The organism is Brevibacterium sp. CSND-B09 (assembly GCF_052906525.1).
Map to the genome: position 1 here is coordinate 869127 of NZ_JBREGI010000001.1, position 22873 is coordinate 891999.

Here is a 22873-nt window from a genome sequence, read left to right on the forward strand (position 1 = left end):
CGAGACTGCCGCTGACGGGCAGTCGAGTGCGACTGTAGGAAACAACGAACCGCCCGAAAGCGTGTGCTTCCGGGCGGTTCATCACCTGACTGTCGTTGCCTTGCCGGCTCAGGCGGCCTTCGCCTCGAGCTTCTTGGCCAGCAGAGCGGCGATCTGCACGGTGTTCAGTGCCGCGCCCTTGCGCAGGTTGTCGTTGGAGACGAAGAGGACGAGTCCCTTGCCTGCTGGTGCCGACTGGTCGGCGCGGATGCGGCCGACGTAGCTGTCGTTCCGACCTGCGGCCTTGAGCGGGGTCGGGACCTCGTCGAGGGAGACTCCGGGTGCCTGCGACAGGATCTCGGTGGCCTGCTCGGGGCTGATGTCGGAGTCGAATTCGGCGTGGATGCTCAGGCTGTGTCCGGTGAAGACTGGCACGCGCACGCAGGTGCCGGCGACCAGCAGGTCGGGCAGTCCGAGGATCTTCCGGCTCTCGTTGCGCAGCTTCTTCTCTTCATCGGTTTCGTTCTGCCCGTCGTCGACGACCGATCCGGCCATCGGCAGGACGTTGAACGCAATCGGTTCGACGTAGTTGTCAGGCTCCGGCAGGCTCACCGCGTTTCCGTCGGTGGTGAGCTTGCGCGCATCGGGCAGACCGGCTTCGAGCTGACCGGCGAGCTCCTCGACCCCGGACAGACCCGAACCGGACACGGCCTGGTAGGTGGCCACGATGAGACGGCTCAGTCCGGCCTTGTCATGGAGAGCCTTGAGCACGGGCATGGCGGCCATGGTCGTGCAGTTCGGGTTCGCGATGATGCCCTTGGGCGGCTCATCAAGGGCATCCGGGTTGACCTCACTGACGACGAGCGGAACCTCCGGGTCCGAACGCCACGCCGAGGAGTTGTCGACGACGATGGCACCGGCCGCGGCGAAACGCTCGGCCTGTGCCTTCGACGTCGCCCCACCGGCGGAGAACAGGGCGATATCGAGTCCGCTCGGATCCGCCTCGGTGGCGTCTTCGACGGTGATCGGCTGACCCTTGAAGTCGATCGTCTTCCCGGCCGAACGGGCCGAGGCGAAGAGCCTCAGGGCCCCGATCTCGAACCCGGGATCGTCGGCCAGCAGGTCGAGCATGACTCCGCCGACCTGGCCGGTCGCACCGACTACTCCGATATTGACGCTCATCGTCCGGTACCTCCGTACACCACTGCTTCGTTGTCTTCACTGTCGAGTCCGTAGGCGGCATGAGCGGCACGGACCGCGTCGTCGAGCAGGTCTGCTCGGGTGACGACGCTGATGCGGATCTCCGAGGTGGAGATCATGTCGATATTGACCTGGGCTTCGCTGAGCGCTTCGAACAGGGTAGCGGTCACGCCCGGGTGGGAGCGCATTCCGGCGCCGACGACGGAGAGCTTGCCGATCTGGTCGTCGTAGCGGACCTGGTCGAAGCCGATCTCTGCCTTCACACCGTCGAGGGCCTCGAGCGCCTTGGCTCCGTCGTCCATGGGCAGGGTGAATGAGATGTCCGTCTTCCCCGGCTCGCGGGTGGAGATGTTCTGGACGATCATGTCGATGTTGGCTTCCTGCTTGGCCAGAGTCTTGAAGATCTCAGCGGCCTTGCCGGGGACATCGGGAACACCGACGATCGTGACCTTGGCTTCCGAGCGGTCGTGGGCGACGCCGGAGATGATTGCCTGTTCCATGGTGGACTCCGTTTCTGGTTCCGCTGCCGGGGTCGATGATCCCCGGCCCTGGCGGAAGGCTTCGGGGATGGGTGAATCGGTCACCCAGGTTCCTTGGTTGCGAGAGAATGAGGACCGCACGTGCACCGGCACGTTGTAACGGCGGGAGTATTCGACGCAGCGGAGCATGAGGACCTTGGCGCCCGAGGCGGCCATCTCCATCATCTCTTCGTAGCCGATCTCATCGATCTTGCGCGCCGTGGGCACGATCCGCGGATCCGCGGTGAAGACGCCGTCGACGTCGGTGTAGATCTCACACACATCGGCGTCGAGCGACGCGGCCAGTGCCACAGCGGTGGTGTCGGAGCCGCCGCGGCCGAGTGTGGTGATGTTCTTCGCAGTCTGGCTGACGCCCTGGAATCCTGCGACGATGGCAACGTATCCCTCGTCGAGGGAGGACCGGATGCGGCCGGGAGTGACGTCGATGATTCGGGCCTTGCCGAACTGCTCATCGGTGATGACTCCGGCCTGGGAGCCGGTGAAGGACTGGGCTTCGAAGCCGAGGTTGGCGATCGCCATGGCCAGCACCGCCATCGAGATGCGCTCACCGGCGGTCAGCAGCATATCGAGTTCACGGGCGGGGGGCATGGGGGAAACCTGTTGGGCCAAGTCGATGAGATCATCGGTACTGTCACCCATGGCCGACACCACGACAACTACTTCGTGACCGGCTTGACGGTACTCGACAATTCGTTTGGCCACCCGCTTGACCGATTCCGCATCGGCTACCGAGGACCCACCGAACTTCTGGACGACTATGCTCACTGCAGTATCTTCCTTATCGCTGATAAGTTCCGTGCCAGGCGATCGATTCCATGGTTCCAAACATGGAGGTCTCGTGCTGCATCGATCAGGATTTCAGCCGTGTCGGGCTCCCGGCACCTGAACCATTGTATGAGGTGCGTCATTCCGCTTCACCTTCGCCCGTCATTCAGACACCGCCTGACCGGGCCGAATGTCCGCCCCTGCGGACCCGAGCGTTGACTGTGCACATAGGCGAGGCGGCGGTTGGTCACCGGGCGTTCAGCCCCTGCTCAGAAATCGTTATAAACGAGGCATCGTGGAACGCCGGATTCACTCGCCGAGGCGGCCCGCCGGCTTCGTGCCGACGGGCGCTGCTCTTGACGGTCAGTCCGATCGTCGCTCCACGGTGAAGAGGTCACCAGGCTGACAGTCGAGGACCTCGCACAGAGCGATGAGAGTGGAGTAGCGCACGGCCTTCGCTCTGTTGTTCTTGAGCACGGAGAGGTTCGCGAGCGAGACCCCGACGCGTTTGGACAATTCGGTCAGGCTCATGTCTCGCCGGGTCAGCAGACTGTCGAGGTGGCAGATGACCCGGGAGGAGCCGAATCCCTCGACCATCACACGAGCCCTTCGAGCTCTTCTTGAGCTTCGCGTCCTGATCTGAAGCACCGCCGCAGCAGTTCGGCGCCGCCGACGACCCCGAGAACGAAGAATGCGTGGACGACGGTGATTCCCGGCTCCACTTCATCAGCGATGCCGATATCGGCGGAGATCCAGTTGCCGCCGGGAACCTTGGTGATGAAGTGGAGAATCCACCCGATCGCCACGATCCACTCGAACGCCGCAAAGGCGCGGGATGCCCGGGGCGTGAAGGGTGTTCCCGCCGCGATGTCACGGATGACAGGCACCAGGGAGATCGCGGCCGCCAACACGGTGAGGATAAGAGTGACTTCGGCAATGGTCACCAGCACGACCGCCCCGGCCGAGACGTCGGCCGTCGGAACGACGATCTCGGTGAGTCCGGACAGGGATACCGCTCCGTTCCCGGCATCGAGCGAGGAGGCGGAGCCGTCGGAGAAGTCCACCGTCACCGCCACTTCGGAGCGGATCATTCGCGTGACGAGATCAGTGACGGCATAGATGACGTAGAAGCCGACCGCTAAACCGATCCATAGTTCGTAACCTGTTCCGAACGCCTTGCGCTTCTGAGGTTCGCCGTCCGGCCTCTGTTCCTCTGTCGGTGACATGACAACGCCTTCCCGTCCCGGCGAGCAGCAGACGAGCTTTCCGCCGACCTTCGCCGCATCCGATGATTTATCGTTTGTCGATATATCGATAAACAATATGTTTCACGATTATCGATATGGTGTCAAGAGGGCGAAACCGAGGCGGTCAGTCGATTTCGCGACGACCGGAGAATGCCCGACCGAGGGTGACTTCGTCGGCGTATTCGAGGTCGCCGCCGACGGGCAGCCCCGAGGCCAGGCGGGTGACGGTCACGCCGAGTGATCCGAGCAGGCGGACGAGGTAGGTGGCGGTGGCTTCGCCCTCGAGGTTCGGGTCGGTGGCGATGACGGTCTCCTTGACCTCACCGTCCTGCAGACGCGTCATGAGCTCTTTGATCCGCAGGTTGTCGGGCCCGACCCCGGCCATCGGGTCGATGGCTCCGCCGAGGACGTGGTAGAGGCCCCGGTATTCTCGGGTCCGTTCGATTGCGACGACGTCCTTGGGCTCTTCGACCACGCAGATCATCGACCGATCGCGGCGCGGGTCCTGGCAGACCGTGCATTCGGCCTCCTCGGAGACGTTTCCGCAGATCTCGCAGAACCGCACTCGCTTCTTCACGTCGGTGAGCGCCTGGGCCAGCGCATTGACGTCCTGCGAGTCCGTCTGCAGGATGTGGAACGCCAGACGCTGGGCCGATTTCGGCCCGATGCCCGGAAGCTTGCCGAACTCTTCGACCAAGTCCTGAAGGGCACCTTCGTATACAGCGCTCATACTTCTCTTTCGTCAATGATTTCGCCGCCGAGGACCCGTGCGATCACATCGACGCCCATCTGCGGCGCTTCGGAGACGTCGAGGTCCGTTTCCGGATCATACTCGTCCTCGTCCGATCCCGACCCCTGCGGGTAGGGGTTCGATCCCGGCGCCGAGGCGGCCCCCGGTGCTGTCCCGCCTGCCGGGTTGGCCTGCGGAGCAGATCCGTAGCCGGGTCCGGCAGGCGGAGTGGTGGTGGCACCGTGCTTTTCGGCGAGTGCGGCGAAGCGCGATTTGAACGGTTTCGCCTCTCCCCCATGGGTCGGTGGCGGCGACTGCACGGCAGGTGCCGACTGGTCGAAGGCACCTCCTCCGAAGTCGCTCGAGGTGTCGCCGAGATCGGGATAGTCGAGATCGTCGTCGGGCGGCGGAACGACGACGGCACCGACGTCGACAGCTCCGCTGCCGGCGCTCGTCTCGTCGACGTCGTTCGAGGCTGTGCCTGTCGATGCCGCATCGACCGGTGAGGGGTCGATCGGGGAGGGACCGTCGTTCCAATTCGGTTCCTCCCACCGCGGTTCGACATATTCCATCGGCGAATCGTCGGCGAAGCCGGACGACCTTGCTGGAGCTGGTTCCTGCTCGCGCGAGTGGTCAGACCGTCCGAAGTCGTCGGTCGGTGCGTTACCGGAGTCGGTCGACTCGGTTCCGGTGTCTGTCGGCGCACCGAAGAAGTCGTCGTCGGACAGGTCGGGCACAACAACATCCGGGACCGCTGGTTCGGAAGAATCGTGGTCAGGATCTCTCGGCTCAGGAGCAGTCCAGTCTGATCCTTCAGAGTCGGCCGAGTCCGCAGCGGGAACCTGAGCGACCGAGGATTCCGGCTCAGAATCGGCCGATCCCTCTTCGGTAGTTTCGGCCGGTTCACCGGGGTTGTCCTGAGGTGTGGGTTCAGTCGGAGGGCCCGGCTGTTCCCCCTCCTCGTCGTCGGAGGACCAGGGACCCTGTGTCGGACCGCTGGGTTCCCAGAACTTCTCGTGGTCAACCTGTGGTTTGTCGACTTCACGAGTACCGACGACTGCGGCGACCTCCTGTGGACTCGGGCGTCGTTGGCTCGGCACCGGTCCGTGATTGCCGCCGGAGTCATTCATGGGCGGAGCCGAGGATCCTTTGCCCTGGCTGCCTCCGCCGGCAGTTCCTCCGCCGATCCGACCGACATCACCGACGTCGATACGAGCCTGGATGCCGAGAACGTCGTTGATCGCCGCCGCGAGTTTGGCCGCATGGTCACGCTGCTGGAATCCCTGCACGGATCCGGCGTTGTTGAAGCCGAGGTAGACGACCCCGTCGGAGAACGACTGCGGGATCGCATTGGCCGCGATGATCGCTCGTGTCAGTCGGCTGCGCTTCTCCACCGAGGCGAGGATGCTCGGCCATGCGCGGCGGATCGCTTCGATCTCACCGCCGATGTCGCCGGATCCCGCCACCGAGGTCGCTTCCGGTGCCGCTGCCTGCTCGGACTGTTGTGAGCCATCGCCAGGTCCGGCTGGTGACGCAGACGCGGGAGCCGACTGACGCTGAGGCTGGTTCGCCGGCGCGGAGTCCGGTGCAGAGCTGTGTGCGGAGGCACCGGCAGAGCCCTGTCTCTGCTGGTTGTCCTGCACAGATTGCGACTCATTCTGCGGCGCGCCCGACGCTTCGGCCGCAGGCTCGGGCGGCGAATCGGGAGATGGCTGCTGTTCCTGCGCCGGCTGGCCGTCAGCTGCGCTCCGGGGATCCTCAGCAGACTGCTGCTGCGGACCCGCGAGCGCTGTCTGAGATTGAGGTCCGGACGGCGATGCCTGCTCCGGCTCGGTCTGGCCATCGTGCTGATACGACTGAGCCTGCTGATCCGACTGATCTCGTTGCTCGGCCTGCCCTTGCGCCCCCTGCCGATCAGATTGACGCTGCTGCCCCTGCTCACGCTGCTGCGCTGGCTGCGCTACCGGTTCGTTGAGCATCGACTCGGCGGCCGCGGCCATGGCCGCGATGTCGTCGAAGTCGTCGTGAGCTGCGCTCTGAGGCTGACCGGCAGTCGCATCCGCATCCGGTGCTCCGGCCCCGCGGCCCGGCGCACCAGGCGACGCATCACCTGCCGGCGGTCGACCGCCCGACTGTCCCTGATCGACAGCAGGTGCCTGCCCCTGCACAGGGGCTTGCGCCGCACCCTGATCCGGGACTGCCTGCGGCGGCGGCACGTTCGCTGCCACACCGGTGGCCGACATGCCGATGCGACGTTCCATCCGCTCCATACGACTGAGCACAGCATCCCGGCTGCGGCCGGAACCGGGCAGCAGAATGCGGGCACAGATGAGTTCGAGCTGCAGCCTCGGCGAGGTGGCACCCGACATCTCCGTCAGTCCCACGTTGAGCAGGTCTGCGGCGCGGGAGAGTTCACCTTGTCCGAAACCATTGGCCTGCAGGGTCAGCCTCTCCAGGCGGTCCGGCGGCACTTCGGGCAGGAAGGCATGGGCCGCCTCGGGGGCGGCGTTGATGACGATGAGATCCCGGAAGCGCTCGAGCAGATCTTCGACGAAGCGCCTCGGATCCTGACCGGATTCGATGACCCGCTCCACCGCGCGGTACACCCCGGCACCGTCGCCGGCAGAGAACGCATCGACGATGTCGGACAACAGCGAATCCGGAGTGTATCCGAGCAGCGCGACGGCTCGACCGTAGTCGACCCCATCGGGCCCAGCCCCGGCGATGAGCTGGTCGAGGACCGACAGCGTGTCACGCACCGATCCACCTCCGGCCCGCACGACCAGCGGCAGCACGCCCTTGGCCACCTGCACACCCTCACGAGCGCACAGCTCCTCGAGGTAGTTGCCCAGGGCCTCCGGCGGCACCAGTCGGAACGGATAGTGGTGGGTCCGCGACCGGATCGTGCCGATGACCTTCTCGGGTTCGGTCGTGGCGAAGATGAACTTGATGTGCGGAGGCGGCTCTTCGACGATCTTGAGCAGAGCGTTGAATCCCTGCGAGGTGACCATGTGCGCCTCATCGAGGATGAACACCTTGTATCGATCGCGCGCAGGCGCATAGACGGCACGTTCACGCAGGTCACGGGCATCATCGACGCCATTGTGGCTGGCCGCGTCGATCTCGACGACATCGAGCGAACCGGGTCCGCCGTTGGCCAGATCCCGACAGCTCGGGCATTCCCCGCACGGCACCGGGGTCGGCCCCTGCTCGCAGTTGAGGCACCGGGCCAGGATCCGCGCCGAAGTGGTCTTGCCGCACCCGCGCGGGCCGGAGAACAGATAGGCATGGTTGATGCGGCCGCGTTCGATGGCGGCCTTCAGCGGATCGGTCACATGCTCTTGACCGATGACCTCATCGAAGGTCTCTGGGCGGTATCTTCTGTACAGTGCGGTGGACACGTCCCCTAGCCTAATGCCAACGGCTGACACGAGACACGGCCCCGGACTCCCCGCCGTTGTCGCCGACTTCCCGATCAGGCACGATAGAGATCATGAGCTCAGCCACCCCCTCCCCCGACGAGAACGACCCCGCAAAGACCTTCCGCATCGGCCACAAAGAGCGCGACGAGGCGATCGAGCTGCTCCGCGAAGCCGCCGGCGACGGTCGGATCACGGTCGACGAGCTCGACGAACGGATGGAGAAGGTCCAGTCCGCGAAGTTCCCCATCGACCTCGACGCGGTGCTCGCCGACCTCACAACCGAGCTGCCCTCCGATCGCTTCCGCCCCGCCTCGGCGATCGCCCCTGCCCCTGGCCGCGCGATGGCGATCACGGGGCATGACCGCTTCGATCCGCTCGTCATCAAGGCCGGCTGGGAGTCCGCGGTCCGCCGCGCCAGGTGGGCGGTCCCGCCGTATATCCGCTGCGAACCGTCGATGTCGAACATCGAGCTGAACTTCCTCGAGGTCGAGACCGATCTCGAGGTCATCGAGATCGAGATCGTCGCCGGTATGGGCTCGGTCACCGTCGTCATCCCCGACGACTGGGCGGTCAACGTCGACCAGCTCTCAAAGTCCTGGGGCAGCGTGAAATCCGTGGTCGATGCGGTGCCAACCGGGCGCCGACCCCTCGTGCGCGTGGGCGGATCGATCGGCATGGGCTCGTTCAAGGCCCGCTTCGCGAACTACTTCGACCGTCGGCGAATGGCGAAATGATGCAACCCGGACTCGGTGCTGTCATCTTCCTCACCCTGTGCATCGTCGTCGTCTTCAGCGTCGGTGCCTTCCTCGTGTACCGGGTGATGAACACTCCCGGTTCTCATATCGGCTCCCGCCTGCCCAAACACGATCCCCACGCCGAGGCGGCCCCCACCGACCCACCCGACCGCGGATCCGCTGCGGACCAGTCCGACCCCGAGGGAACGAACAGCACCGACGGCCCTGACCGTCCTGAGGACCCCGAACCGCGGCGTCCTTGAAAACCGGCACCTGCCGTGATCGACTTTCACTATGTCTGAGATTCAGATCACGCGCATCGCCGCCGACGATGAATCTGCGCTGCTGACGTGGAACGACGTCATGCGCACCGCTTACACCGAGGGCCGCACCGCCGCCTGGTGGCGCAGCGCCGAGACGACGCTGACCCAATTCGCCCACCCGCGTCCGGGAGGGCAGGACATCGCCCTGGCAGGCCGCCTCGGCGAGGAGATCATCGGCGGCGTCGAGATCAGTCTCTCCCCCGAAACTCCGACCGATATCGAACTCGGAGTCCTCTCGGCTCACCGTCGGCAGGGTTTCGGCACTGCCCTCGCCGAGGCGGCCGCACAGTTCCTCGATGATGGTGACGATTCCTCGGAGATCGTGCAGACCGAAACCTACTGCCCGGCCGGGGTCGCCTTCGCGCAGGCGCACGGGATGAGCATCGGCAACGAAGAGCACCGACTGCTGCTCGACCTGCCCGCCTACCTGGACGCCGATGCGAATCGGTACAAGGATTCGGGCGCGTCGACGGTTGTGCCGGTGATCAGGGAGGACCCGGACTTCTCGGTCACCTCATGGATCGGAGCCTGCCCCGAGGAGGTGTTGGAATCCTGGACCCAACTGCGTGTGCAGATGGATGAGGACGTGCCCGTCGGCAAGCTCACCCGCTCCGCCACCCATGCCAGCACTGCGGCGATCCGCAGCCATGAGGAGCGGATGGAAGAGCAGGGCTGGACCTTGGTCAGCTCGATGGCGCATGTCGGCGATCTCGCCGTCGGCTATACGGAGATCATGGTCTCGTCCCACGATCCGCAGATCGTCATCCAGGAGGACACGCTCGTCGACCGAGCCTATCGAGGCCGCGGGATCGGTCGGGCCCTCAAGGTCGCGAACCTGCGACAGCTGCCCGCGGTCGCGGCGACCGCCTCGGCGAAATGGGTGCAGACGTACACGGCGACGGACAACGAACCGATGCTCGCACTCAACCGCGACCTCGGGTTCTTCATCGCCGACACGATGACCGCTCTGGAGAAGAAGTCCGATCACAGCCGCGCGTGACATTCCGGTCGACTAGAGTGGGCGGTGACCCGTCCGGCCATCGAACCGAAGCAGACCGCCGTGCCCACAGAACTCCTCATCGCCGTCCTCGTCTTCATCATCGTCGTCCTCGTGACCGTGCTCGTCATCCGAACACGTGCCAACAAGGCCCGCAAGCAGGAGCAGACACAACAGCCGCCCGCCCCGCGCGATCCCTTCGCCGCCGACCAGAACACCGGCGGTGATCCCGAGACCATCAAGGCCGGGGACCTCCTCGAATTCGGCAACGAGAAGTTCTTCGTCCGCGGCACCCTGCGCATCTCCGAAGGCGGCTACGACTGGGCCGAGCACTTCTTCCAGGCCGACGCCTCGGCGACCCGCATGTGGCTGAGCGTCGAACGCGACCCCGACGTGCAGATCGCCCGCTGGCGCGACCGCCCCGACCTCGACATCGAACCGAAGGCCCGGACCATCACCATCGACGGCACCGACTACGACCTCGTCGAGCACGGCACCGCATCCTACCGGTCCGAAGGCACCACGGGACTGAATGAGAAGGGCGGGGTCGACTATGTCGACTACGAATCCGGCGACGGCCGCCTGCTCGCCTTCGAACGCTTCGACCACGGACGCTGGGAAGTGAGCACGGGAGAGACCATCCCGACCGGTTCCTTCACCATCTACTCCGGCAGCTGATGCTCACCCTTCCCCGCCCGCTCGACGTCCCCTTCACCGACACCAGTGCCGAGGCGCTGCGGCTGAGCCTCGACCACGGCCGGATCGTTCCGCTGGCCTCCCGCAACGTTCATGTGCCTACCGTAGCCGCACCCACTGACACAGTGATCGCTGACACCGGGCCCACCCCCGCCGAGGAGGCACCGCACCTCACCCTGACACTGACCGTCATCGGTTCCTCCCACCAGGCGGTCCTGAGCACCGGGCCCACCGATGTGTTCATCGAGACCTTCGCCTGCCTCGGCGAGGATGGGGACGATTCGTCGCAGACACGACCGCGGTGGGACCGCGAGGACATCCGCCACGGCAGGTGGGCCGGATTCACCGAACACCGGTTCACCGCGACCCGCACCCACGTGTCCGGGGACTTCCCGACGGCCGCCGCCGAGGTACTCGCCGTCGGTGCCGACCGTGCCCTCACCGCAGACGACCACCTCTCGGTCGCGTTCCCCGGACAGCCCGGCGCACTGACGGCGCTGTCGCTGACCGCAGCAGGTCCCGAGCGGATCGCTTGGCAGTCGTGGCACTGCTACCCGCAGCATGGAGAGATCGTGCACAGCAGCAGCGAGCTGAGGAGGTCGACATGAGCCAGGGACCGAACGTCTCGATGGGCGGAGGCTCTTTCGATTTCGACCGCGAAAACTCCGGCCCTTCCGGCCCACAGCGTCCCTCCGGACCGCAGCGGCCCGGCGGCGGATCGGGGCGGAAGCCGCGCCGCATCGGCTGCGGAACGATCATCTTCTTCGTCGTCATCCTCATCGTCATCGGCAACATGTTCCGAGGCTGCGGTTCGTCCGGGTCGTCGGCGAACTGCGGTGACTACGACCTCAGCAACGGCCAATACGTCTCGAACCCCGGCGAGGGCGATTACGAGAAGAACGGCAGCAGCTATGACTACGTCGGCTGCGACTCGTCCCGCTCCGGAGGCGGCGGATTCTTCTTCCTCCCGTTCTTCTCCGGCGGCGGATCGAACTACGGCGACGGCTCCGGCTTCCGCGGCGGCGGACCGGGCACCGGAAAATAGGCACGATCAGGCACAGCGAAAGGCAGACATGCTCCTGAATTACCTCATCTACGAGACCGGAGTCGTCCTCTCCTATGCGGGCTGCGGACTCCTCCTCATGGTCATCGGCTACTTCGTCGTCGACCTGCTCACCCCGGGCAAGCTCCACGTCATCCTGTGGGAGCAGAAGTCGCGCAATGCCGCGGTCCTCGTCGCCTCCGACCTGGCCGGAGTCGCGATCATCGTCATCGCAGCCATCCGCGCCAGCTCAGATGACCTGGCCGCGGGCATCCTGTCCACTCTCGTCTTCGGCATCCTCGGCATCATCCTCATGGGAGTGAGTTTCGTGCTCATCGGCCTGCTCACCCCGGGCAAGACAGGCGACATCATCAACTCCCCACAGATGCACCCCGAGGTCTGGGTCAACGCCACCGCCCACCTGGGCATCGCGGGCATCATGGCCGCAGCCCTCCTTTGAACACCGCTGACGACGGCTCCGGCACCACCACCGAGGCGGCCCGACCGATCACCCTCCCGATGCGTCCGGGGCCGGCCCGATTCTTCGTCCTGCTCGCCGTGTTCATCTGCGCGAGCTGCGGAATGGTCTACGAGCTCGCGCTCGTGGCCTTGGGGTCCTATCTGCTCGGCGACACCATCGTCCAGGCCTCCATCGTCCTGGCCGTCATGGTCTTCGCCATGGGTGTGGGCTCGCTGGCGACCAAGCGGCTGACCGGGTTCGCCGCGGTCTCCTTCGCCCTCATCGAGGCGGCCCTGGGCATCATCGGCGGGCTCTCCGTCATCCTGCTCTACCTCGCCTTCGCGTTCGCCGACGTCTACACGGTGGCCATGGTGGCCCTCGCGTTCGTCATCGGCGCGCTCATCGGCGCGGAGATCCCGCTGCTCATGGAGCTCGTCCAACGCATCCGCGCGCAGAAGGCCTCGAGCGCAGTGGCCGACCTCTTCGCCGCCGACTATGTGGGCGGACTCATCGGCGGGCTCGCCTTCCCGTTCCTCCTGCTGCCGCTGCTCGGTCTGCCGCGCGGTGCGCTGGCCGTGGGGATGACGAACGCGCTGGTGGGCATCCTCATCGTCCTCTGGCTCTTCCGCTCCGAACTCAGCCGCGCCGCCCAACTCATGTTGGCAGCGCTGCTTGTGCTCATCCTCGGCGGGCTCACCGTTGTGTGGGTGTATACCGACGACATCGAAGTCACCACCCGGCAGCGTCTCTACCGGGATCCGATCGTGTATTCGCAGCGGTCGGACTACCAGGAGATCGTGCTCACCGAGGCGACGAGGACCGGTGATACGCGGCTGTTCCTCAACGGGGATCTGCAGTTCGCCTCGGCCGATGAGTACCGCTATCACGAAAGCCTCGTCCATCCGCTGCTGAACGGTCCGCGGCGCAACGTCCTCGTCCTCGGCGGCGGCGATGGATTGGCCGTGCGCGAGATCCTCAAGTATCCCGACGTCGAGTCAGTCACGCTCGTCGACCTCGACCCCGCGGTCCTCGAACTGGCGAAGACCTCGGAGCACTTCACCGCGTTCAACGACGACTCGCTCGACGATCCGCGGGTGACAACGATCGCCGCCGATGCCTTCACGTGGCTGCGCGAGGCGAAGCATTCGGCCTATGACGCGGTCATCGCCGATCTTCCCGACCCCGATGATGTGGCGACTTCGAAGCTCTACAGCATCGAGTTCTACGGGCTCATCCGCCAGGTGATGTCCCCGGAGGCGCGCCTCGTCGTCCAGGCCGGCTCCCCCTATTTCGCCCCTGAAGCCTATTGGGGCATCGGAGAGGCCGTCGCCGAGGCGGGACTGTCGACGACTCCGTATCACGTCGATGTCCCCAGCTTCGGTGATTGGGGATATTTCCTCGCCGATCTCGACGGGGAGGGCCCCGAGGTGACCGTGGCCGATGATGCTCCGGACGGATTGAAATTCGCCACCGCCGAGGTGCTCGCCGCCTCGACGACGTTCCCACCGGACCGTGATCGCGCGGCTGTGGGCAAGGTCGAAGCCTCGACGCTGCTGCACCCGCGGGTCCTCGACCAGGAACGCGGGGCCTGGGTCGGATACTGAATTCGTCTGACACGGGCTTCTCAAATCGGCAGAGGGCCGACCCACACGGGTCGGCCCTCTGCGGTTTCTCTGTCGGTGTTGCCTTCTTGTCGCGGTCAGCCGGCCATGAGGCTGGCCAGGCCGCCGACGATGCCGAAGGAGATTCCGAGTGCCCATCCGAGGACAAGGAGACCGAGGAAGACGAGGCCCAAGATGAAGCCCCATTTGCCCATCTCGTTGTCTCCGAAACCTGCTTCCTGTGAGCGCTTGCGCGCCATGTGACCGGTGATGATGCCGACGACGGGTCCGATGAAGTTGAATCCGAGGAAGGTCGACAGGGTCGCCACGAGCGAGACGATGCCGAGCACCTTGCCCGGATCCTCCTCGGCACGCTGGCCATTGCAATACTGCGTCGGGTAGCTCTGCGGTGCTTCGTACTGCCCGGCGGACGGGTGTGGGTACTGTCCCGCGGAGGTCTGGTCGAACTGATCGGGAGTCGGGGTGGGTGTTGCGTTCATGGTGCTGGTCTCCTTGGTATCGGCTGTTGATACCAGCCTAGGAAGACGTCACCGGACGCCGACAGGGACCAATCCCCCGACCTGGATAGGGTTTTCCCGAAGTTCAGCGCACGTCGACGAGTGCGTGGTCAACCCGTCCCATGAGATAGAGAAGCAGCTCGAGAGGTGCCCCGGTGATCGTCGTGGCCTCACCGCTGCCCTTCTTCCCTGCTGTGCGGGTACCGAAGCCCGGGGCTTCGATCGTCACGGGCCCCTTCGCCTTCGCCGCGTAGGGCAGGAGGGCCACCTTCGTCTGTGCCCACACGGTCGCGGTCTCCGCCTTCGACAGCCGACGCGGAATCCATTCGATCGCGGCGCGGCGGATGTCTTCGTGGTGGACGAGGAACTCGGTCGTGTTCATCACCGTCTCCACTCCCGGCAGGGCGCCCGGGGTCCACTTCGGCGGTGCGGCGACGAGTCCGAGCAGCCGGCTGAACGGCATCTCGGCGTACTCGTCTTCCTTCGCCTGCAGGCGGTCGGAGAACTTCGGCATGAAGATGCCCGCGGCAGCGCGGGGATGACGTTCGCGGATGACGAGGTGGGTGGCAAGGTCCCTGACCGTCCACCCTTCACACAGGGTGGGTGCGTCGTCCCCGGCACGGCGGGCTGTGTCGACAAGGCGCAGTCGTTCGGCGCGAGCCAGATTGTCTCTCATGACTCTCAGTCTTCCATTCCCGGCTTGGACTCCCCTGGATGCCTGGCCGAATCGCAGCCTGATCTCCTCACCGGCTTGCCCACGCGGTGACGAAGTCGGCGACGCGGGAGATCGACCGGAAGTCGGCGAATTCGTCTCCGCGGGTCGGCCCGTCGGTGACGATGACGACGGGTTTGCCTTCCTTCGCTGCGGTCCGGACGAACCGCAGTCCCGACAGCACTGCCAGCGAGGACCCGAGCACCACGAGACCTGCGGCCCCGTCAGCGATCCGATTGGCTGCCTGGACCCTGGCGGCCGGGACGGAATCGCCGAAATAGACGACATCGGGCTTGAGCAGTCCACCGCATTCGGGGCAGTCGAGGACTGCGAATCCGGCGGTGTCCTCGAGTTCGACGTCGCCGTCGGGTGCGGTTTCGACGTCGATGGGGTCGATGCCGACCTCCTCGGCGAAGTCCGGGTTGAGTTCGCTCAGTCTCCGCTGTACCCAGTCGCGGTCGAACAGGTGTCCGTTGCTCAGGCAGATCACTCGGTCGAGGCTGCCGTGGAGGTCGATGACGGGACTCGGCGCCGGGGCTCCGGCGTCGTTCCCCCGGTCGGCGGCGACCGCCTCGGCGGCGGCCTGATGGAGTCCATCGACGTTCTGGGTGATGATCCCGGCCACGGACAGGTCGGCCAGGGCGAGGTGGGCTTGGTTCGGTTGGGTGCTGCGCATCCGCGGCCAGCCCATCCATGACCGTGCCCAATACCTGGCTCGCTGATCGGGGTGGGAGAGGAAGGTCTGGATCGTCATCGGATTCCGCGGCGGGGAATCCGGTCCGCGGTAGTCGGGCACGCCGGAGTCCGTGCTCATTCCCGCGCCTGTGAGCACCGCCCAGTCCGCATCGGAATAGGTCCTCGTGAGCACGTCGATGATCGCGGCATCGGGGTGGCTGGCCTCCGGACGCACGCGTCCGCGCAGGGGGTCGAAGATGACTGCCATGGTTCCACTGTAGACATGGCAGCTGACGGAGGGCACCGAGCGGGGCTAGGGTGGGGCCATGGTCAACGTTCTGCTCGTTCATCATTCCCCGTCCGCTGCGACGGTACGGATCGCCGAGGCGGCCGAGTCCGGACTGCGTATGCCCGAGCTCGGCGACATCGACGTCACCATCCGCCCGGCGCTGGAGGCAAGTGTTGCTGATGTGCTCGCCGCGGATGCCTATGTGCTCGGCACGACCGCGAACTTCGGCTATATCTCCGGTGCCCTCAAGCACTTCTTCGACACCACCTATGACGCGGTGCGCGAGCCGACCGCCGGCAGGCCGTTCTCCTACTGGATCCACGGCGGCTACGACACGACCGGTGCCGAAACCGCGATGAAGCAGATCACGACCGGCCTAGGTTGGAAGCTCGCCTTCGACCCCCTCATCTTCACCGGCGAAGTCACCGAGGAGCATTTGGAGCGGGCCACGGAGCTGGCCGCCACAGTCGCAGTCTCCACCCCCTAATTGCTACCTGACGGCGGCCCAGCTACCTCGCGCGAGGTAGCTGGGCCGCCGTCAGGTAGTAATTTTGGTGAAAGTACTTTCCACTATGGAAAGTAATTGGTACTGTGGAATTACTTCCACAGAGCAACCCCAATCAGAGGAACCGACATGAACACGAACCCCACCCCGCAGCAGGCGGCAGATCTTCTCAGCCAGGTCGAAGCGAACCAGTCCCGGGCCCGCGGTGGAGATGCGTGGCCGCTGGTCACTCTGCTCTTCGTCCTTTCCACAGGACTCTCCGTCGGTCTCATGGCCATCGGCATCATCGACGACAACACCACCCAGCTCGTCGTCGCCGGAGCCGGACTGAGCTGGCTCGTCCCGGCACTGATCGTCTACCTCGTCAAGGCCCTGTCCTGGAGCCGCCGCTCCACGGCTCTGCTGCTGTCATGGCTGGGCGTCATCATCGTCGCCTTCGTCGCCGGCGTCATGGCCGATTCGTTCGCCGCCGGCGGTCCGATCCCGTTCATCGCCGCAGGACTGCTGTGGGTCGCCGCCCCGGTCTTCTCCCTGCTGGCCCTGCGCCGCTGAGGAGGGACCGACGATGACTGCGAAACAGAACTCCGCGACCGAACCAGAGGACGCGCACACCGAAGACGAGACGATCCCCCACCTCGGCGACTCGCTGACCCGGCTCGAACCGGAGCTGAACAACCCCACGAGGCTCGGCATCGTCTCGAGCCTGAAGAACCGGGACAAGGCCGAGTTCAAACTGCTGCGCGACAGCCTCGGTGTCTCCGATTCCGTGCTCTCCCGGCACATCACCGCACTCGAGAAGGCCGGAATGATCGAGGTGAAGAAGGGGTACGTGGGCAAACGCCCGCGCACCTGGGTCTCGATCAGCAAAGACGGGAGCAGACGTCTCGAGGCACACATCCAAGCACTGCGGGAACTGGCCGGAGCATAGCCCCGTAGATGACTGTTCACCCTGGTGAGAAGATCGACTAGGGTGATGGAAACCGATGCAGGGAGGCATGATGACCACACCGACGAGCACCGAGATCCCGTTCCTCGAGCTCCACGAAGTCTCGACACTCATCCGAACCAGGCAGCTGTCCTCGCGTGAGGTCACCGAAGCGATGCTCGAACGCATCGACGACCTCGAGCCCCGACTGCAGGCCTTCGCCGCAGTCATGGCCGAATCGGCCCTCGCTGAGGCCGACCGCGCCGATTCCCTCCTGGACCGCGGAAACTGGCTCGGCGATCTGCACGGAGTCCCCGTGGCGGTGAAGGATCTTGCGAACACCCACGACGCACCGACCGGTGCGGGCACCACGATCCATGCGGACTTCCGCCCTGACTTCGATGCCGCCGTCGTCAACCGACTGCGAACCGCCGGAGCCGTCATCCTCGGCAAACTGCGTCTGACCGAGGGGGCGTTCACCGGTCACCATCCCGACCTGCCGACCCCGGTCAACCCGTGGGATGCCGACACCTGGTCGGGGGTCTCCTCCTCGGGGTCCGGTGTGGCCACTGCGGCCGGACTCTGCTTCGCCTCACTCGGCTCGGACACCGGCGGCTCGATCCGGCTTCCGTGCTCGGCCAATGGCGTCACTGGACTCAAACCGACCTGGGGCCGGGTCTCCCGCCACGGCATCTTCGCACTCGCTCCCAGCCTCGATCACATCGGGCCGATGACCCGCAGCTCCCGTGATGCCGCGATCGTGCTGCGGGCCATCGCCGGCCACGATCCGGCCGATCCCACCTCGTCGCTCGAACCGGTACCGGACTACTTGCAGAGGTTGCGCGTCGACGGAGCCCCGGTCGTCGGTTTCGACCGCAAGCTGGCCGAAGAGCACTTCGACGCTGCGACGAATGAGATGCTCGAGGACACCATCGAGACGGTGACCGACCTGGGCTGGCGGGTGCTCGCGGTCGAGGCTCCCGGTTTTGAGGCCGCGGCCAAGGAATGGACGGCTCTGTGCGGGGTCGAGACCGCCGGTGTCCATTCGGAGACGTATCCGGCCCGGGCGGACGAATACGGTCGCGACCTGTCCGGTCTCATCGAGATCGGGCGCGGACTCTCCGCCGTCGACTACCACCGGCTGCTCGAATCGCGGAGAGACTTCACCGGCCGTATGCGCACTCTCATGGCCGATATCGATCTGCTCCTGCTGCCGGGAATCGGCGTCGGCTCACCGACGATCGCGCAGATGGCGAACCTGGGTTCCGACCAGAAGCTGTTCGCTGCGGTGACCGTACCGACGGCACCGATCGACAACTGCGGAATGCCGTCGATCACTCTGCCCGCAGGGTTCACCGACCGGGGCACTCCCCTGGCAGCACAGTTCGTCGGCGGTGACTTCACCGAACCCTTGGTGCTGGCCGCCGGTCATGCCTTCCAGCAGGTCACAGACTTCCACACCAGCCACCCGGCCGGGCTCTGAGCCCACCGACCGCAGGGGCACCTCAGGCCCCGAGCGGTCTCTCCTCGGGGCTGTGGAATGCATTCCGGTAGGCAGTGGGGCTGATGCCCAGTTCGTTCCGGAAGTGACGTCGCAGGGTGGCTGCGCTGCCCATCCCGCAGCGGGCGGCGATGATCTCGACGGCAGCATCGGTGCGCTCGAGCAGATCCTGCGCACGGAGGATCCGCTGGTTGTGAAGCCATCTGAGCGGGGTCACCCCCACCGAAGAAAGCATTCGGCGCGCGAGCTGTCGGCTGCTTACGGCGGCCCGACTGGCAAGGTCGTCGACGGTAAGCGGCTCATCGAGATGTCCCTTGGCCCAATCGAGTGCGGCACCGAGACAGTCATCGAGTGCAGGATCGGCCGGGGCGATGACGAACTGCTTCTGACCACCTGGTCGATGCGAGGCCACCACGAGCGTGCGGGCGAGCGCATTGGCTGCCGCGACTCCGAAGTCGAGGCGAACCAGATGCAGACACAGGTCGAGAGCAGCGGTCTTTCCCGCGGAGGTGAGAATCGTCCCGTCATCGACGTAAAGGACATTGTCGCGGACATCGACTCTCGGATGCAGTCGGGAGAGTTCGGCCGCGTGCATCCAATGCGTGGTCGCCGGACGCCCATCGAGCAGCCCCGCCGCAGCGAGGACGAAGGAACCGGTGCACAGGCTGGAGATCCTGATGCCGTCGTCGGCGGCGGTCCGCAGCACCTCGAGAAGCTGCGGATCCGGTTCTCCGTCGAGGACGGTGGTCGAGGGCACGACGATCGAATCCGCCTCGAGCAGGTCGGCAAAATCGCCTCTGCGTCCCTGCGGAAGCCAGTGCGCACTTTCGCCGGTGGGGGTGCACACGATGAGGTCGTACCAGTCGCCCTGCGGCGTGAGGTCCGAGCGATCGGTGCCGAAGACCTCGGCCGCGATCGCGGTCTCATAGAGCATGGAATCTCGGTGCAGGGCCAGCCCGACGGTATGCATGTCTGAAATTGTACGCAGAGTGTCCCATCGTCTCCTGGTGCCCGCAGCCGCGCGGTGATGAGCTTGAACCATGCAGAAGAACTCAGCAGTGCTCGTCTACGGAGCCTACGGACATACCGGTCGTTTCATCGTCGCCGAGGCGCTTCGGCGCGGACTGCGACCGATCCTCTCCGGTCGTAGAGAAGCCGCCCTCACCGCCATGGCCCAGAATCTTCCGGGAACGGAGATCCGCGTCGCGGACGTCGCCGTCACAACAGATCTCGATGCCGCAGTCGCCGGAACCGCCGCAGTCATCAACGCCGCCGGCCCATTCCTCGACACCGCAGAGCCATTGGCCGCAGCAGCCGCCCGCGCCGGGGCCCACTACCTCGATGTCTCCGCCGAACAGGGGTCCGTGCAGGCACTCTTCGAGACATTCGGATCGAATCGGACACCGATGAGCACGGCAGTGGTGCCGGCCATGTCCTTCTACGGCGGACTGGCGGACCTCCTCGTCACCGCCGCTGCCAGGGAATGGGAGGAGATCGACTCGGTGACAGTCGCCATCGGCCTCGACCGGTGGTGGCCGACCCCGGGGACTCGGATCACAGGCCGACGCAACACAGCCACTCGACTGAGGGTGTCCGAATCGATGCTCGTTCCCGTCTCCCCACAGCCCAGTCGCCACCAGTGGGCCTTCCCGGCACCGATCGGTGAGCAGACTGTTCGCGAGCAGCCATTCAGCGAGATGATCACCATGAACCGGCATCTGCGGGCCCGCCGGATCGACAATCTCCTCTCAGAGACCGCACTGGCCGATATCTCCGATTCGGAGACCGGTGCCCCACAGGCGGTGGATGACTTCGGTCGTTCCGCCCAGAACTTCACCGTCGATGTCCGGCTCGACCGAGCCGGTCACCGACGCGAACTGCGAGCGTCCGGCCGCGACATCTACCAGGTCACCGCCCCACTCGTGGTCGAAGCCGCCATCCGCCTCATCGACGGTCGGTTCACCGGCACAGGGGCTCTGGCGCCGGGCGGGGCCTTCGACGCCGCCGACTTCCTCACCGCCCTGAGCGCGAATTGGCTGACGATCAGCTCTCCGGACGAAGAATCAGCGGCGTCCGGTCTCGCGGGGCAGGTGCCTGCCGAATCAATCCGCTGACTTCCGAGCCACCATCTCCGTGATCCAGGTCGGGGCGAAGGGCGAGGTGCAGCCGGGCGAGGTCGGGTAGTCGCGGAGAACGCCGAGGCGCTCACCGATGTCGATGGCACGTTTCCGCAGGTCCGGGTTCTCGATGCCGATATAGGACAACGTCTCGTTCATCGCCCACTGCAGACGTTCGGGGGCATCGGACATCTCGGCCTCGATCACATCGAGCAGACCGGTCAGGTCGAGGCCTTCGGGGTTCCGGTTCACCCGTTCGCTCGTCAGCGCCCACCCGGCGGAGGCGACCACGGGATCCGGATCGTCCATCCACGACCGGCGCAGCGCCTCGGCGTGGGGCGATTTCTTGACGATATAACTGACCAGCCAACCGTGGACCTTCGGGACACGGGAGTCACGCAGCATCTCATCGAGCTGTGCTTCGCTCCAGGCCTTCGGACGCATGATGAGGATCGCGACGAGGCGGGCCGCAGTGTCACCGGAGTCCCACAGTTCGGAGGCGAGTTCATCGTTCTTCTTCAGGTCCTTCGCCACGGCGCGCAGCTTCGTCAGGTTGACCGCGTGGTCGTCGCCGTGGCGGGCGTTGACGGCGCGGATCTTCTCGTCCTCGAGCGAGGCCAGGGTGGCGAGCACCTCGGTGCTGGTGGTCATCATGTGCTCCCGGTTCGGTTGAGCATTAGGGCAGTGCGGATGAGTTGAGGTGAGCCGATGATATCCGACGCACAGGCGGCGTGGCAGAAGTTCTGGCAGCCGAGGACCAGGTCAGTCATCATCATCGGCATGCGGGGAGGCATCGATTTCAGCGCGCGTCCTCTTCGCACTGCTGAAGCCGACGATGACGACGACCATGCCGACGACGGCGCCGATGACGGTTTCGATGGCACGCGAGGCCAACAGCTCCGGAACCGGGTGGGGGCTGCCGATCTGGGTCATGAGCAGGGCCAACGGGGTGATGAAGAGCAGAGCCACCGAGTAGTTGCGCAGGACGAAGATCTCGGCGAGGAACTGCAGCAGGATCACCCACACCACCAGCTGCCACGCCTCGGAGGGGAACGATAGCAAGAACGCTGTGACGATCACGCCCAGCAGGGTTCCGACCACCCGGTGGACGCCGCGCTTGAGACGAGCCGAACGACCGGGCGGAGTGATCGGTGCGACCGCTGCGACCATCGCCCAATAGCTGTGTGACAGAAGCGGGAGCACATCGATGAGCAGGGTGCCGAGAACTCCGGCGATGAACGGGGCGATCGTGAATCGGGCGGCGTGGGCTGCCAGATCAGCCTTGCCCACCGGCGACAGCCCGACCCGCACATAGGTCTCCTTCTCCGGAGGCATGCGTTCGCCGGCATAGTGGGCGAAGGCTCCGAGACCGATGCACACCAGCGCCGAGGCGGCCGCCACACCCATTGCCACCGGCACCGATGCGCCGCCCGGAATGGATCCGACGGCTCCCGTGGCGAAGATGAAGAAGATCGACCCGCCGGGTTTGAGCCGGAAGCGCAGGGCGATGGCCGCACCCGCACCGGACACGAGTGAGGTGATGACGACGAGCGCCCAGACCGAAGCTCCGAGGCTGCTGAGCAGGGCGCCGATGCCCACGCAGACGACGAGGACGGAGGCAGCGATCGACTGGCGTCTGGTCCGCGATCGTGGGGACTCGAAGCGCGCGTAGATGCCGGTGAAGGCACCGAAGGCGGCATAGACGGCAAGGTCGAGGCGGTCGATTCCGAGCAGCACGAGGAGTGGGATAGCGACTCCCAGGGCGATGCGGAACGCGGGAATATGGTCGCGTTCGCCCGGTGGGATGCGGAAGAACTCCTGCAGGTGGCTCAAACGGGTTCGGCCTCTTTCGACATCGGGAACGGACCCCGGTGACGGGATCGCTGACATGGGGTG

25 protein-coding genes are annotated in these 22873 nt (G+C 65.6%); 13 read left to right on the forward strand and 12 right to left on the reverse strand.

The genetic code is table 11. The annotated features are described in order from the left end of the window. Window positions 1-108: 108 nt before the first annotated feature. From ACU4IU_RS04200 to ACU4IU_RS04225, 6 genes are all read right to left on the reverse strand, one after another. Window positions 109-1161 (reverse strand): aspartate-semialdehyde dehydrogenase, encoded by a 1053-nt coding sequence (locus ACU4IU_RS04200; protein WP_181270940.1) that lies wholly within the window; start codon window positions 1159-1161, stop codon window positions 109-111. After that, on the reverse strand, window positions 1158-2483 hold the full coding sequence (locus ACU4IU_RS04205) for an aspartate kinase (RefSeq protein WP_446655932.1): 1326 nt from the start codon (window positions 2481-2483) through the stop codon (window positions 1158-1160). Before ACU4IU_RS04205 ends, ACU4IU_RS04200 begins: the two co-directional genes overlap by 4 nt. Window positions 2484-2846: 363 nt before the next feature. Next, on the reverse strand, window positions 2847-3080 hold the full coding sequence (locus ACU4IU_RS04210; protein WP_376906131.1) for a helix-turn-helix domain-containing protein: 234 nt from the start codon (window positions 3078-3080) through the stop codon (window positions 2847-2849). Next, on the reverse strand, window positions 3080-3709 hold the full coding sequence (locus ACU4IU_RS04215) for a DUF2975 domain-containing protein (protein WP_376906133.1): 630 nt from the start codon (window positions 3707-3709) through the stop codon (window positions 3080-3082). The genes ACU4IU_RS04210 and ACU4IU_RS04215 overlap by 1 nt, the downstream gene beginning before the upstream one ends. A gap of 145 nt (window positions 3710-3854) precedes the next feature. After that, entirely contained in the window at window positions 3855-4460 is a 606-nt protein-coding gene (gene recR / locus ACU4IU_RS04220; RefSeq protein WP_025780860.1) for a recombination mediator RecR, read from the reverse strand. Further along, window positions 4457-7861, reverse strand: coding sequence for a DNA polymerase III subunit gamma and tau (locus ACU4IU_RS04225; RefSeq protein WP_446655933.1), 3405 nt, complete (start codon window positions 7859-7861; stop codon window positions 4457-4459). The genes recR and ACU4IU_RS04225 overlap by 4 nt, the downstream gene beginning before the upstream one ends. 92 nt (window positions 7862-7953) lie before the next feature. Here ACU4IU_RS04225 and ACU4IU_RS04230 point away from each other — a divergent pair, with 92 nt between their 5' ends. The 8 genes from ACU4IU_RS04230 to ACU4IU_RS04265 are packed head-to-tail and all read left to right on the forward strand — an operon-like array spanning window position 7954 to window position 13738. Next, entirely contained in the window at window positions 7954-8616 is a 663-nt protein-coding gene (locus ACU4IU_RS04230; RefSeq protein ID WP_181270943.1) for a DUF1707 SHOCT-like domain-containing protein, read from the forward strand. Next, window positions 8613-8879: a hypothetical protein gene (locus ACU4IU_RS04235; RefSeq protein ID WP_446655934.1), complete on the forward strand. Its 267-nt coding sequence runs from the start codon at window positions 8613-8615 to the stop codon at window positions 8877-8879. The genes ACU4IU_RS04230 and ACU4IU_RS04235 overlap by 4 nt, the downstream gene beginning before the upstream one ends. Window positions 8880-8910: 31 nt before the next feature. Continuing rightward, window positions 8911-9939 carry a GNAT family N-acetyltransferase gene (locus ACU4IU_RS04240; protein ID WP_446655935.1) on the forward strand — a complete coding sequence of 343 codons (1029 nt, stop codon included), beginning with the start codon at window positions 8911-8913 and terminating at the stop codon, window positions 9937-9939. Window positions 9940-9963: 24 nt separating this feature from the next. Next, window positions 9964-10614: a DUF4178 domain-containing protein gene (locus ACU4IU_RS04245; protein WP_258041890.1), complete on the forward strand. Its 651-nt coding sequence runs from the start codon at window positions 9964-9966 to the stop codon at window positions 10612-10614. Further along, window positions 10614-11240 carry a DUF2617 family protein gene (locus ACU4IU_RS04250; RefSeq protein ID WP_446655936.1) on the forward strand — a complete coding sequence of 209 codons (627 nt, stop codon included), beginning with the start codon at window positions 10614-10616 and terminating at the stop codon, window positions 11238-11240. The genes ACU4IU_RS04245 and ACU4IU_RS04250 overlap by 1 nt, the downstream gene beginning before the upstream one ends. Further along, window positions 11237-11677, forward strand: coding sequence for a hypothetical protein (locus ACU4IU_RS04255; protein ID WP_446655937.1), 441 nt, complete (start codon window positions 11237-11239; stop codon window positions 11675-11677). The genes ACU4IU_RS04250 and ACU4IU_RS04255 overlap by 4 nt, the downstream gene beginning before the upstream one ends. Window positions 11678-11705: 28 nt before the next feature. After that, entirely contained in the window at window positions 11706-12134 is a 429-nt protein-coding gene (locus ACU4IU_RS04260) for a DUF350 domain-containing protein (RefSeq protein WP_052240077.1), read from the forward strand. Beyond that, window positions 12131-13738, forward strand: coding sequence for a polyamine aminopropyltransferase (locus tag ACU4IU_RS04265; protein WP_229664005.1), 1608 nt, complete (start codon window positions 12131-12133; stop codon window positions 13736-13738). The genes ACU4IU_RS04260 and ACU4IU_RS04265 overlap by 4 nt, the downstream gene beginning before the upstream one ends. Window positions 13739-13833: 95 nt before the next feature. On the opposite strand, the gene ACU4IU_RS04270 is transcribed toward ACU4IU_RS04265, so the two are convergent. The 3 genes from ACU4IU_RS04270 to ACU4IU_RS04280 all read right to left on the reverse strand — a co-directional run bounded on the left by ACU4IU_RS04270 (window position 13834) and on the right by ACU4IU_RS04280 (window position 15908). Further along, window positions 13834-14235, reverse strand: a complete 402-nt coding sequence (locus ACU4IU_RS04270; protein WP_446655938.1) for a DUF4190 domain-containing protein — start codon at window positions 14233-14235, stop codon at window positions 13834-13836. Between the two features lie 103 nt (window positions 14236-14338). Continuing rightward, on the reverse strand, window positions 14339-14929 hold the full coding sequence (locus tag ACU4IU_RS04275) for a TIGR03085 family metal-binding protein (RefSeq protein ID WP_259357038.1): 591 nt from the start codon (window positions 14927-14929) through the stop codon (window positions 14339-14341). A gap of 67 nt (window positions 14930-14996) precedes the next feature. Continuing rightward, window positions 14997-15908 carry a Sir2 family NAD-dependent protein deacetylase gene (locus ACU4IU_RS04280; protein WP_446655939.1) on the reverse strand — a complete coding sequence of 304 codons (912 nt, stop codon included), beginning with the start codon at window positions 15906-15908 and terminating at the stop codon, window positions 14997-14999. A gap of 58 nt (window positions 15909-15966) precedes the next feature. Between ACU4IU_RS04280 and ACU4IU_RS04285 the strand changes: the two genes are divergently transcribed. From ACU4IU_RS04285 to ACU4IU_RS04300, 4 genes are all read left to right on the forward strand, one after another. Then, window positions 15967-16416, forward strand: a complete 450-nt coding sequence (locus tag ACU4IU_RS04285; RefSeq protein ID WP_152349221.1) for a flavodoxin family protein — start codon at window positions 15967-15969, stop codon at window positions 16414-16416. A gap of 147 nt (window positions 16417-16563) precedes the next feature. After that, the gene (locus ACU4IU_RS04290; RefSeq protein ID WP_172174022.1) at window positions 16564-16986 is read left to right on the forward strand and encodes a hypothetical protein; all 423 of its coding nucleotides are present in this window, start codon (window positions 16564-16566) and stop codon (window positions 16984-16986) included. Between the two features lie 13 nt (window positions 16987-16999). Next, on the forward strand, window positions 17000-17362 hold the full coding sequence (locus ACU4IU_RS04295; RefSeq protein ID WP_139907164.1) for a winged helix-turn-helix domain-containing protein: 363 nt from the start codon (window positions 17000-17002) through the stop codon (window positions 17360-17362). Window positions 17363-17432: 70 nt separating this feature from the next. After that, window positions 17433-18842, forward strand: a complete 1410-nt coding sequence (locus ACU4IU_RS04300; protein WP_446655940.1) for an amidase — start codon at window positions 17433-17435, stop codon at window positions 18840-18842. Window positions 18843-18864: 22 nt separating this feature from the next. On the opposite strand, the gene ACU4IU_RS04305 is transcribed toward ACU4IU_RS04300, so the two are convergent. After that, on the reverse strand, window positions 18865-19830 hold the full coding sequence (locus ACU4IU_RS04305) for a GlxA family transcriptional regulator (RefSeq protein ID WP_446655941.1): 966 nt from the start codon (window positions 19828-19830) through the stop codon (window positions 18865-18867). Window positions 19831-19900: 70 nt separating this feature from the next. Between ACU4IU_RS04305 and ACU4IU_RS04310 the strand changes: the two genes are divergently transcribed. Next, entirely contained in the window at window positions 19901-20974 is a 1074-nt protein-coding gene (locus ACU4IU_RS04310) for a saccharopine dehydrogenase NADP-binding domain-containing protein (protein WP_446655942.1), read from the forward strand. Here the strand turns inward: ACU4IU_RS04310 and ACU4IU_RS04315 are convergent. Further along, window positions 20963-21628: a DNA alkylation repair protein gene (locus tag ACU4IU_RS04315; protein WP_446655943.1), complete on the reverse strand. Its 666-nt coding sequence runs from the start codon at window positions 21626-21628 to the stop codon at window positions 20963-20965. The two genes, ACU4IU_RS04310 and ACU4IU_RS04315, sit on opposite strands and share 12 nt — an antisense overlap. 111 nt (window positions 21629-21739) lie before the next feature. Continuing rightward, window positions 21740-22810, reverse strand: a complete 1071-nt coding sequence (locus tag ACU4IU_RS04320) for an FUSC family protein (RefSeq protein ID WP_180345649.1) — start codon at window positions 22808-22810, stop codon at window positions 21740-21742. Window positions 22811-22873: the final 63 nt, after the last annotated feature.